This window comes from Gramella sp. KN1008 (assembly GCF_004332155.1).
Classification (GTDB): domain Bacteria; phylum Bacteroidota; class Bacteroidia; order Flavobacteriales; family Flavobacteriaceae; genus Christiangramia.
In genome coordinates this window covers 385,891-398,154 of sequence record NZ_SJDV01000001.1, presented here as the reverse complement: position 1 = coordinate 398,154, position 12,264 = coordinate 385,891, and the positions used below count along the sequence as shown (strand labels likewise).

Annotated in this window: 9 protein-coding genes; 3 read left to right on the top strand and 6 right to left on the bottom strand. The window is 41.9% G+C overall.

Features of this window, described 5'->3' with window-relative positions; genetic code table 11:
• Positions 1-18: 18 nt before the first annotated feature.
• Entirely contained in the window at positions 19-936 is a 918-nt protein-coding gene (locus EZJ28_RS01910) for a NifU family protein (protein WP_131394293.1), read from the top strand.
• 34 nt (positions 937-970) lie between these two features.
• Here EZJ28_RS01910 and EZJ28_RS01905 read toward each other — a convergent pair whose 3' ends face one another.
• Positions 971-3,241, bottom strand: a complete 2,271-nt coding sequence (locus EZJ28_RS01905) for an inorganic phosphate transporter (RefSeq protein WP_131394291.1) — start codon at positions 3,239-3,241, stop codon at positions 971-973.
• A gap of 174 nt (positions 3,242-3,415) precedes the next feature.
• On the opposite strand from EZJ28_RS01905, the gene EZJ28_RS01900 reads away from it, so the two are divergent.
• Positions 3,416-5,464 carry a thioredoxin domain-containing protein gene (locus EZJ28_RS01900; protein ID WP_131394289.1) on the top strand — a complete coding sequence of 683 codons (2,049 nt, stop codon included), beginning with the start codon at positions 3,416-3,418 and terminating at the stop codon, positions 5,462-5,464.
• A gap of 72 nt (positions 5,465-5,536) precedes the next feature.
• A complete protein-coding gene (locus tag EZJ28_RS01895) occupies positions 5,537-6,403 on the top strand; it encodes a mechanosensitive ion channel family protein (protein ID WP_131394287.1) in 867 nt (288 codons plus the stop codon).
• Here EZJ28_RS01895 and tsaB read toward each other — a convergent pair whose 3' ends face one another.
• The 5 genes from tsaB to EZJ28_RS01870 all read right to left on the bottom strand — a co-directional run bounded on the left by tsaB (position 6,404) and on the right by EZJ28_RS01870 (position 12,264).
• Positions 6,404-7,063, bottom strand: a complete 660-nt coding sequence (gene tsaB, locus EZJ28_RS01890) for a tRNA (adenosine(37)-N6)-threonylcarbamoyltransferase complex dimerization subunit type 1 TsaB (RefSeq protein ID WP_131394285.1) — start codon at positions 7,061-7,063, stop codon at positions 6,404-6,406.
• Positions 7,064-7,074: 11 nt separating this feature from the next.
• The gene (locus EZJ28_RS01885) at positions 7,075-8,352 is read right to left on the bottom strand and encodes an efflux RND transporter periplasmic adaptor subunit (RefSeq protein WP_131394283.1); all 1,278 of its coding nucleotides are present in this window, start codon (positions 8,350-8,352) and stop codon (positions 7,075-7,077) included.
• A 3-nt stretch (positions 8,353-8,355) separates the two neighbouring features.
• Positions 8,356-9,792, bottom strand: a complete 1,437-nt coding sequence (locus EZJ28_RS01880; protein WP_131394280.1) for a TolC family protein — start codon at positions 9,790-9,792, stop codon at positions 8,356-8,358.
• A gap of 62 nt (positions 9,793-9,854) precedes the next feature.
• Positions 9,855-10,973, bottom strand: coding sequence for an efflux RND transporter periplasmic adaptor subunit (locus EZJ28_RS01875; protein WP_131394278.1), 1,119 nt, complete (start codon positions 10,971-10,973; stop codon positions 9,855-9,857).
• Positions 10,974-11,001: 28 nt separating this feature from the next.
• Positions 11,002-12,264 (bottom strand): ABC transporter permease, encoded by a 1,263-nt coding sequence (locus EZJ28_RS01870; protein WP_131394276.1) that lies wholly within the window; start codon positions 12,262-12,264, stop codon positions 11,002-11,004.

Sequence of the window (12,264 nt, the reverse complement as noted above, 5' to 3'; positions counted from 1 at the left end):
TTTGCCAAAAATTTTGTGATGAAAGATTTTACTATAAATATAGTCCAAACAACAACGCCTACGATTGTAAAATTCGAGGCTAATAAATTTCTTACCCGCCACGAGAATTTTGAATTCAAGAACATAGATGAAGCAAAGGATTCTCCATTGGCTCAGCAACTTTTCTATCTCCCCTTTGTTAAAACGGTATACATCGCCCAGAATTTTATTGCGATAGAGAAATATGATATCGTGGAATGGCCAGATGTACAGGAGGAAGTGGCAGAGCAGATAGAATCCTATCTTAATAAAGGTGGTGTGGTTATCAAGAAAACCGAGAGTTCACAGGGAAAAGTTCCTGTAACTGTTTATGCCGAGAGTACTCCCAATCCGGCGGTGATGAAATTCGTTGCCAATAAAAAACTGGTTCTGAAATCGGCAGAGTTCAAGAACATAGACGAGGCTAAAGATGCACCGCTGGTGCAGAAGCTTTTCCATTTTCCTTTCGTTAAGGAGGTATTCATTGACCAAAATTATGTGTCTATTCAGAAGTACGATATGGCCAGCTGGGATGAGATCACTCTCGAATTAAGAGAATTCATCAGGGATTACCTCCAGCAAGGAAACGAGGTTTTAACGGAAGAAAGAATTCAGGCTGAAAATTCAGATAAGGCTGAGGCCGGAGAAAATAATCCAACAGATTTTGATAATCTGGATGATACTTCGAAACAGATAGTGGCCATACTGGATGAGTATATTAAACCTGCAGTTGCCAGCGATGGAGGAAATATCCTTTTTGACAGTTATAATGCAAACAACAAGACCGTTAAGGTTATATTACAGGGAGCCTGTAGCGGCTGTCCTTCGTCCACTATGACGTTGAAAAGCGGGATCGAGACCATGCTGCGAGATATGCTGAGAGATAAGGTTGAATATGTTGAGGCTATCAATGGCTAAAAATTTAAAATCCCTTAATTAAGGGATTTTTTTTTCAATATACCGGTGATCTCGCCTCATTATAGAATTCCTGAAACAGTTGTAACAGATTCATTGTAGAACCAATGAGATCTTTGGTTTCCAGCAAAATTCCAAAATAAAGTTTCGTGTTCCTTGGGCTTGATTCTGAAGTGCGAATGCGAGTGATCTGTTTTTGAATAAGGTCACTTACATAATCCATCAGCTCCTGCTTCTCATTCAAAAGATTATTAATATTTCCGAATTCGTGATTATCGAAAGTCGCGGTGATTTCATCAAAAAGAACCTGCATCCTGTCATCTACCTTCTTCAGGTCCCTGATCTGATTAAATTTAAGGTTCTTATGATTGTTATGTACATGATTATAGCTGTTCCTGGTAATGAATCCGATAGACTGAACCATATCCTGCAGGTAATCTATAGTGAGTATATAAAATTTACTCGCCTCAACAGAGTTTTCGTCTAAAGATTTAATGAAATAAAAGATATTATCCTTTAGTTCATCCACCTCAGCTTCCAGGTTTTCGATCTTTTTATAACTCTTTTTGAGTTTCCCGAGATCATAATATCCAAGATGATCCACCGTCTTTGAATACATCTTATTGATACCGCCAATCACATTGGATATATTTTCTGAAGTTTCCGAGGTGATCTCATTAATTGTAATAATATCGCTTTTCTTAAATCTTTTCTTTCTTTTTTCCTCGCGGCTCTTCCTGGAATGAATTATTCCGCTCCTCACCACAACGGTTAATGCTAGAATGATCAGGACTACAAGGGCTATTGTTCCTCCATAATAGATAATCGCACCAAAAACTGCCGCTGCAGTAAAAGCAACAATAGCAGTCACAAACCACCCACCTACCACGTTAAGCACCCCGGCTACCCTGTAAACAGCACTTTCCCGATCCCAGGCCCTGTCGGCCAGCGAAGTACCCATAGCCACCATAAACGTGACATAAGTAGTAGAAAGAGGCAATTTCATATTGGTACCTATGGAGATTAGAACACTTGCCATCACCAGATTAACAGAAGCCCGCACCATATCAAAGGCCGGAGTGTCTATACGCCTGTTTTTTAAATGAGTGGAAGGTTTGCTGAATTTATTTTCAATCTTCGTTTTAAAACTTTCCGGAAAGACTGTGGTTACGGCATTGCCGAATAATACAGAATACCTTACGATCCCCCGGGAAAGCCAGTTTGGTTCAAATCTTTCAACCCCATCTCCCTGCCGGGCTAAGTTAATACCTGTATCCACAACCGATCTTGCCTTACTGGAGAACCAGAGAGTAATAACCATTACTCCTCCAGCAGCGATCAGTAAAAGTTCAGGTGTAGGAACGCTTCCTGCCAGGCCGGTCATTACAAATTGAGAAGGCAGGGTTCCAGTTGCTTCGTAAGCCGTTTGCCATAAATCGAACGACTGCCATGCGGCGATAGGCACCCCGATAAAATTAACAAGATCATTTCCTGCAAATGCCAGTGCCAGAGCGAAGGTCCCGACAATAATTATCATTCTTAAGATATTGAATTTAAGAACGCTCATGATAAATTGAGAAATACCGGTAAAGATCACAAACCCAATCCCAACAATGATCAGAGTGTTTGAATTCACATACTCTATCATGGAATCTGATATATAGGGTACGCTCTTCATCCCCTTGATTAGAATGAAATAAAGGATCGCAGTGAGCGAAAAACCTCCGAATATCGCACCTACATATTTGATCTTTTTTTCATATTGAAAAGAGAATACCAGCCTTGAAATATACTGTACTACCGCTCCTACTATGAAGGCTATCACTACTGCCATAAGTATCCCAACGATGATCTCTGTCGCTTTGGCGGTATTGATATAACCCGTAAGGGCTGTAAGGTTCCCATCGGTTTGAGTATAAATCTTTATCGTGGCCATACACACGGCTGCCCCTAATAATTCAAACACAATTGAAACTGTGGTGGAAGTAGGCAGTCCCATGGAATTAAAAAAGTCCAGCAATAGCACATCGGTAAGCATCACGGCCATGAATATGATCATGATCTCGTCAAAGTAAAATTCCCCAGGCAGGAATATACCCTTCCGTGCTACTTCCATAAGTCCACTGGAAAAGATAGCACCCACGGCCACACCTAAACTTGCCACTATCATAATGGTTCGCATGGAAACGGCTTTGGACCCAATGGCAGAATTCAGAAAATTAATGGCGTCATTGCTCACTCCAACTACCAGATCGGTAACCGCCAGGGCAAAAAGAGCAACTAACATTACTATATAGATATCTTCCATCTAATGTTCAATTTAGAAGAGTCAAAGTATTGTTTGATTCAATATCAAAATCAGCAAGTTAAGTTATTAAAATATTAATATTACGAATTCCCTTTCATCTTCTATAATTAGTACTTTTAAAATAATTGTAAAAAATCCTGTTTTCTGGATAAAAACCTTACAAAAAGGCTAAAAATGACGAATGACCAACCAAAATACACCAATGAGCTTATTCACGAAAGCAGTCCATATCTGCTCCAGCATGCCCATAACCCCGTGAACTGGAAAGCCTGGAATGAAGAAAGTCTCCAATTGGCTGAAAAGGAAAACCGTCTCCTTCTAATAAGCGTAGGCTATTCTGCCTGTCACTGGTGTCATGTGATGGAACATGAAAGTTTTGAGGATAAGGAAGTCGCGGAAATAATGAATTCAAATTATGTCTGTATCAAGGTAGACCGGGAGGAAAGACCGGATATAGATCAGGTATACATGAATGCAGTTCAGGTAATGACGGGAATGGGAGGCTGGCCAATGAATGTTGTCGCGCTTCCGGACGGCCGACCGGTTTGGGGAGGCACCTATTTCAGGAAGAAACAGTGGATAGAGGCACTTAAACAGATCTCTCATCTGTATCAAACAAAACCGGAACAACTGGAGGAATATGCAACCAGGCTTGAATCTGGGCTTAAACAGATTCAAATTATTGAGCCTGCATCCCAAAAACAAGACTTTCACAGGGACTTCCTTACTCCTTTGCTGGATAAATGGAAACGCAGCCTTGATCTCAAGAATGGCGGGGGTAAAGGAGCCCCCAAGTTCATGATGCCCAGCAATTACGAATTCTTACTGAGATATTCCTATCAGAATTCCGATGATGATCTTATGGATCACTGTATACATACTTTAAACAGGATCTCCTGGGGAGGAGTCTTTGATCCGGTAGAGGGAGGATTTTCACGGTATTCGGTTGATGAAAGATGGCATGTTCCGCATTTTGAAAAAATGCTTTATGACAACGCTCAGCTTGTGCAACTGTATTCAAAGGCTTTTAAGATCACAAAAGATGAATGGTTCAGGGAAGTGGTTGAAAGAACACTTTATTTTATAGATGCTGAAATGACCGATCCTTCAGGTGCTTTTTATTCAGCTCTGGATGCAGATAGTGAAAGCAAGGCTGGGGAAAAGAAGGAAGGAGCCTACTACGTATGGACAAAAGAGGAACTGGAGAATCTGCTTAAAGCAGATTTCGAAATGTTTTCCGACGTATTTAATATTAATAAGACCGGTAAATGGGAAGCTGATAATTACGTGCTTATTAGAACGGCTACATTTAAGGAACTGGCTGAAAAGTTGGATATGCCGGAAGCGGAACTTAATAGGAAAAGACAGAGTTGGTTAAAAATATTAGGGGAAGCAAGAAAACAAAGACCGAAACCCAGCCTGGATGACAAATCCCTCACCTCATGGAATGCCTTGATGATAAGTGGTTATGCTGAAGCTTATAAAACATTTCGTAAGGAAAAATACCTTGAGGTTGCTAAACGCAACGCAGAATTTATTCAAAAAAATCAGTTGCAGGAAGACGGCAGATTGTTTCATACCTATAAAAAAGGGAAAAGTGCCATCAATGGTTATCTGGAAGATTACTCCTTTGCAATAGAAGCTTTTTTAAATCTTTATGAAACCACTTTTGAGACCAAATATCTGGCGGTCTGTGAAAATTTAATTGAAATCGTTTTTGAAGATTTTCCCGACGCACAATCCGGTTTGTTCTTCTTCACTTCCAAAAAAGACCGTCAATTGGTCACCAGAACACTTGAAATTAGTGACAATGTGATTCCATCATCTAATTCGGTAATGGCCAGGAATCTTTTTAAACTGGGTAAACTTACCGGAAGAACAGATCATATCAGGAAGGCTAAGGAGATGCTCCAAACAATAAAAGATAGGATCCCTGAACATCCTCAGTACTATTCCAACTGGTTGGATTTAATGATGAACTTTACACATCCCTTCCATGAAATTGCCATAACCGGCGAGGATTATTACAAATTCACCGAATATTTCCAGACCGAGTTCCTTCCAAATACGGTACTGGCTGCTACTAATAAACCCTCAGCACTGGCATTACTTAAAGATCGGTTTGTAGAAGGAAAACATCTGATATATGTTTGTCGGGAAGGCTCCTGCCAATTACCGGTAAGCTCGAAAACCGAGGCCAGGCAACTCATTTCAGAAGTTTAACAAAAATTAAACAGGAAATAAGCGCTATTTTTTTAGAATTAAAGCTTAAAATAAAAAACCAAGAAAAAAATTATGGAAAAGCTGAACAATTGGGGCGCTATCGCTAAAGAATACGCCGAAAAGTTCATTGATTATCTACCTACCCTCATTGGAGCCATTGTGCTCCTTGTTGTTGGATTATGGGTTATCAAACTCATCGTAAATTATCTTAAGCGTTTATTCGAAAGAAAGGATTACGATCCAACCCTGGAAAAATTCACTGTAAATGCATCAAGCTGGGGACTTAAAATTCTCCTTTTCGTGCTTGTGATCACCCAGTTGGGTGTGGAGAGCGCTTCTCTGGTAGCCGCTGTTGGTGCCGCCGGTCTGGCAATAGGCCTGGCATTACAGGGATCTCTGGCCAACCTGGCTGGTGGGGTATTAATAATTGTACTTAAACCATTCAAAGTTGGCGACTGGATAGAAGCTCAGGGAGTTTCGGGTAGTGTGATGGAAATTTCATTATTCTATACCAAACTGGACACCTTTGGAAACCAGCGCGTGGTGATACCCAATGGAGAGCTCAGTAATGATAATATTACCAATTACACCTTCAATAGTACTCGCCGAGAGAACCTTACTTTTGGCATCTCCTACGACGACGATATTAAGAAAGCCAAGGAAGTGCTTACCAATATGGTAAAGGAACAGGAAGATATTCTTGAAGATCCGGCACCACAGGTCATCGTTTCAGAACTTGGAGACAATTCGGTAAACTTTTCGGTAAGATATTTTGCCCCGGTAAGCAAATTCTGGGATCTGCACTGGTATATGATAGAAGAAGGTAAGATAAGGCTTGAGGAAGCCGGAATGACTATTCCATATCCGCAGAGGGACATTTATCTGTACGATCAGACCAAAATGAATGGAACGGTTGCAAAAACAGGAAAAGCGGAATAATTAACCCGCTATAAAATCCTTTAAATAATAAGGTTCAAAATAGGCGACATCTTCGGTGTCGCTTTTTTTGTATTTCATTTCCGCGATCTCTGCCATTTCTGACGCTGAAGGAAACTTCTGTGTATGAAAAACCGCATTAGGATGCTTACAGATATCTTCAAACTTAGCTACTCCGTTCCCGATAAAATGTACTTTTCCTTTTTCCAGATATTCCTGAAATGAGTTTTCTTCAAGCACCTCTGCCCTTGTATCTCGTATCTGCTTCCCGTGAGAATCATACACAGCGGAATACACTTCCATTCTTCGGGCATCCAGCATGGAAACAATGCTTCCTTCATTATTATTCAGCTGCTTAGCCAAAAGCTGAAGGGTAGGTACCGAGATTAACGGGATATCCTGTGAAAAACATAATCCTTTTGCTGCAGAAACACCAATCCTCAAACCTGTATAAGAACCCGGCCCCTTGCTTATGGCAACCGCATCAAGATCGTCTACACTAAGTCCTGTTTCTTCCAGAATTCCATTTATAAAAACATGCAATTTTTCGGAATGGGAATATCCTTTGGAATTATCTTCTTTTATAGCAAGTATTTCTCCATCCCTGGCAATAACTACCGAACAGTTGGTTGTTGCCGTCTCCAGACATAAAATTGTTGCCAAAATATCTTCTTTTAATCGGTTTCTTTCTCTTCTTCCTTTTTAACTTCAATATCGTCACCGGTATCCAGGCTCTTTGTTACGGTATTATAAGGACCGGTGATCACCACTTCTCCGGCTTCAAGACCTTTGGTGATCTCAATATGCGAGTCATCCTGAATACCCGTCTCAACGACACGCAATTTAGCTTTATCTCCGTCTTTTACAAACACACATTCAAATCTTTCTTCATCTTCATCGGCCGGTTTGGTAACAAAGGATTTTTTTCCTGCAGTGGTATCGGTCTTAATAACAATAGAGCTTATTGGCACTCCCAGGACGTCTTTGCGCTTATTGGTAATAATATCCACTGTAGCCGTCATTCCAGGCCTGAATGGGGAGTAATTATCCATTTTTCCTTCCATGAGGTCTGAATAGGAATCCTTAAGGATCCTTACCTTGACCTTGAAGTTGGTAACCTGATCTGTAGTTAACTGGTTATCGGCAGTATTGGAAATTTCAGTTACAATTCCCCTGAATTCCTTTCCTAAATACGCATCCACTTCAACGATCGTGGAATCTCCGACTGAAACTTTTACGATATCATTCTCGTTCACATCAACTTCCACCTCCATATTGTCCAGATTTGCCACTCGAAGGATTTCGGTTCCAGCCATTTGCTGGGTTCCCACTACTCTTTCCCCAAGTTCAACATCCAGCTTGGAAATGGTGCCACTCATAGGAGCATAGATAGTGGTCCTCCCTAGATTATCCTGAGCTTCTGTAACACTGGCCGCAGAGCTTTGCATACTGTAATAAGCTGACTCTTTAGTGGCCTGAGCGACTTCATAGTTTGAAACTACTGCATCCCATTCTGCCCTGGAAATGACCCCTTTTTCAAACAGGGTCTTATTTCGATTATAATCGGCTTCAGCCTGTTTCAAATTAGCCTGGGTCTGCGCATAATTAGCTTTTGTATTCTGGTAACCGGCTCTTGCCCGCTGAACACTGGATTGATAAATATCGGGGTTAATACGCACCAGAAGATCACCCTTCTCCACCTGCTGTCCCTCCACCACCGGAAGTTCTATGATCTCCCCTGACACTTCAGAAGAAAGTTTTACCTCAACTTCGGGCTGAATCTTTCCGGTAGCCGCAACCGTTTCGGTAATATCTATAGGTTCGATCTTAGCGATCTCCACTTCCTTGACATTGCCCGAATCGCCGAACCAACCGGCCTTTTTCCCAATAACCAGAATAACTACCAGGAGTACCACGATGGCTAGAATGATGTAAAGTTTCTTTTTGCTCATTAGTTAAAATTTTAATTCCCTCACCGGAATTCCAAAGTATAATTCTACTACTTTTAATTTGAAAATATAATCATATTTAGCCCTTAGAACCTCTCTCTGGGCATTCTCATACCTCACCTTGGCCTGGCTAAAATCGAAAGCATTGGTTAGCCCCACATCATATCTCTCCGTTGCATACTCAAAGGCCTTTGACTGCGCTTCTTCTGCAACAATGGCTGCTTCGTAAGCTTTAAAGGCTCCTTTGGCATCTGTGAAAGCCTGATAGATATTGGCTTCCAGATCCAGTTCTGCCTGCTCCAGATTATATTCTGCCCGCAATACTCCTACTTCATTTCTTCTCACCTGATTTCTGGTCGCAAAACCATTCAGGATTGGCACATTTAACTGTACACCGTAACTAAACCCGTCATTTCTGGACAGCTGGTCAAAAAACGGAAGAGGCGAACCCAGCACCGGAATGGTGTTAGGCGTTAATACCGCCTGATTAGTTCCTTCTACGAAACCAATCTGACGCGTTGGATTATCGGGATCGGGAATTATATCCACCACCTGGTCCTGACCTGTAGCACGAGTGTTATAATTAAAAAAGGCGTTCAGCGTTGGCAGGTAAGCCCCTTTGGCAAGTTCCACATCTTTTTCGGCAAGTTCCTTATTAGCTTCAGCGATCTTTATCTCAGATCTTTCCTCTTTAGCTCTTTCAATAATGTCATACACCGAATTCTCCAATATCTCACTTCCAAGAATATTATAATCCCTCTCTACAATATCAAAATTCTGATAATCCTTGATCCCAAGAGTCTGCGCCAGACCGATAAGGGAAATCTGGATCTGGTTCTCGGCCAGGATCATATTCTGTTGCTCGTCTGCCATAGTCGCTCTTATCTCCAAAAGGTCACCCTGCGGCAGCACCCCGGCATCTACAAGGTCCTGAGTTCTTTTCATCTGCTCCTGGGTTATTTCGTTTTGTGCGCGTAGCACCTCCAGATTCTGTTTGTTAAAAAGCACCTGTAAATAAGCATCGGCCACGAAAAGGGCGATATCATCCTTCATCTTATCCAAAGAATATTCGCTGGCCAGTCTCGAAATTCGAGCTCTTTGCATTGCTTTAAAGTTTCTTAGACCATCAAAAAGAGTTAAACCGGCAGACACCCCGGCTGAAAAATTTCGTACGGTCTGATTCTGAAGGATACCCGTTGTAACGTTCTGGGTTAAACCAGTGTTCCAGGAATTGGTAGCCTGGCCATTAAGACTTGGAATGAAATTACCAACAGCGTCTCTTTTCTCGATTTCTGAAAACTCTACATCCAGTTGAGCCTGCTTCACAGAAATATTATTTTCCAGGGCGTAATTCACGCACTCTTCAAGGGTCCACTCTTTATCCTGAGCACTGGCGATGCCGGAAAAAAGCAATAGTATGGCTAGTAAGCAAAAATTCTTCATAATGGTAGTTCTGTAAGATATGTATGTAAACTGTGCAGGTTGTTACACAAAGAATTCATTTTCTAATTCTGGGCTATGTTCATCGCTGGTTTTAACTGATTCCAGACCTTAATCTTATCTCCCTTCTTTACGCCGCTTAAAACTTCTACATTGATCCCATCGCTAACTCCCAGCTCTACATCCTTTCTTTGGAACTCCTGATCCCCGGTCATGATCTCTACATAAGGCTCTTTGGTTTCATCATCGAACTGGACCAGGGCCTCCTTAATAGCAAGAACATTTTCAGCTTTTGCCAGAATAATGGACGCATTGGCACTAAGACCGGCTCTGATAAAAGTAGTATCAGCCTTGTCCAGGGTTCCTTTTATTTCAAATTGTATGGCTCCGTTCTCCTCCACTCCTTTCGGCGCGATATAATCCAGTACGGCATCAAAGGATTTATTCTCGATAGCTCCAACGGTTACCTCTAACGGCAGGTTTTCTTTTATCTTCCCCACTTCACTTTCGTCAACCTTTCCTTCAAAGATCATCTCATTAACATCGGCAAGTGTCGCGATGGTAGTCCCATCATTGAAGTTGTTACTTTCAATCACCTGGTTCCCGGTTTTTACCGGCACATCCAGCACCATTCCATCCACAGTAGAACGAATAAGAGTATTCGCAGCGCTTCCAATGCCGCTGGTGGTCCCGGTACGCACGATCTCGTAATTCTGCTGGGCAGATTTATAGTTCTGCTCAGCCCTTTTAAAAGAGACTTCTGCGGCATCAAAATCATTCGCAGAGATCACTCCTTTGTCATAGAGCTCCTTTTGTCTTTCGAAAACCTTTTTCTCATTATCCAGGTTTATCTTTGCTGTAGCAACGGCATCTTTGGCGCTTTGCAAAGATGAAACATTAGGTATCACCCGTATTTTCGCGATAAGGTCACCGGTTTTTATCCTGTCTCCCGCTTCAATATAGATCTCATCGATAATTCCCGAAATATTGGGTTTGATAAGAACTTCTTCTTTGGGGACTATCTTCCCGGTAGCTACTGTTTTCTTAACGATTGTCTGCTCGGTAGGCTCCTCGGTTTCATAGACCACAGGATCTTCCTGATTCTTCTGATAGAGGTAGTACAGGGCACCGATAAATGTAACGGCGATTAGCACTAAAATTCCGATGGTTACAAATTTTTTCATTTTTTGATTGTATTATCTATTTCCATTTTTATTCAGTTCGCAAGGCATCCACGGGTTTTATCTTTATGGCATGCTGTGCTGGTATAAGACCGGCGAGTAAGCCGGAAACTATTAAAATCGCTAAAGAGACGATCACTACTCCGAGATTCACAGAAGGATTAGCGAACATCATTTCGGAAGTATCCATCTGGTCCAGTTGAAAATTCACCAGCCAGATAACCCCTGTCGCCAGAATGATTCCCGCCATCCCAGACACTATGGTTAAAAACACCGATTCCATCAGTATTTGTCCTCTGATGGCCCATGGGGTTGCGCCAAGGGCACGGCGTACGCCTATTTCATTTGTTCTTTCTTTTACTACAATTAGCATGATATTACTGATCCCAATGATCCCCGACAGCAATACCAGAACCCCAACAAAGTATGCCACAGCTTTAAGCGCTACAAAAAGTCCGTTCACCTTGCTGTATTGCTCGAACAGATTGAAGTTACCTACCGCCCTGTCGTCTTCAGGATGAATGGTATGGCGTGCCTTGATAACATCAATTATATCCTGTTTCAGGTTTGTAATGGGTATACCGTCTTTAGCCGTAATAGCCATCCAGCCAACCCTGTTTCCCATATTAAAAGCCTGAGAAAAAGCCGTAAATGGCACATAGATCTGTTTCTGTCCTTCTTCAACATCTCCTCCCTGACCTTTCTTTTTATAGGTTCCAATAACCATAAAATTCACCCCGTTGATCTTGATATATGTTCCAAGAGGATCTTCACCCTTATCATATAAAACGGCTTTTACCCCTTCCCCTATAATGGCAACTTTACGCTTATCCTGAATGTCTGAATAATTGATGAACCTGCCCGACGTGATATCCATGGGCTCCTGCTTTATGATCTCAGGGTAATCCCCATACACGTTAAATGCCCCCGTATTAAGTCCTCTCACCACATTATTTGCACCGCCAAAACCACCCAGCTGATTCCTGGGTGAAATAAATCGAAGGGCGGGAACCTGTTCCCTGATAGCTGCCACATCTTCAATTTCGAAATTATAACGTCTGCCTTTAGGTAAACCTTTATATGGTTTGGAAGCCACCTGGGTCCACATGAACATCGTATTGGTAGCTATCCCTCCAAAATCCTTCATCACACCATTCTCTAGCCCCTTCCCGGCCGCAAGGAGAATTACAAGGATAAAGATACCCCAAAGCACCCCAAAAGCTGTAAGTACGGTTCTAAACCAGTTTGCGGTAAGCGCCTCTATTATTTCACTCCATCGGTCTCTGCTAAACAT

Coding starts and splice junctions, on each gene's coding strand:
- EZJ28_RS01905 (WP_131394291.1), bottom strand. CDS start 3,241: ATGGAAGATATCTATATAGTAATGTTAGTTGCTCTTTTTGCCCTGGCG.
- EZJ28_RS01895 (WP_131394287.1), top strand. CDS start 5,537: ATGGAAAAGCTGAACAATTGGGGCGCTATCGCTAAAGAATACGCCGAA.
- EZJ28_RS01885 (WP_131394283.1), bottom strand. CDS start 8,352: ATGAGCAAAAAGAAACTTTACATCATTCTAGCCATCGTGGTACTCCTG.
- EZJ28_RS01900 (WP_131394289.1), top strand. CDS start 3,416: ATGACGAATGACCAACCAAAATACACCAATGAGCTTATTCACGAAAGC.
- EZJ28_RS01880 (WP_131394280.1), bottom strand. CDS start 9,792: ATGAAGAATTTTTGCTTACTAGCCATACTATTGCTTTTTTCCGGCATC.
- EZJ28_RS01910 (WP_131394293.1), top strand. CDS start 19: ATGAAAGATTTTACTATAAATATAGTCCAAACAACAACGCCTACGATT.
- EZJ28_RS01870 (WP_131394276.1), bottom strand. CDS start 12,264: ATGTTTAGCAGAGACCGATGGAGTGAAATAATAGAGGCGCTTACCGCA.
- EZJ28_RS01875 (WP_131394278.1), bottom strand. CDS start 10,973: ATGAAAAAATTTGTAACCATCGGAATTTTAGTGCTAATCGCCGTTACA.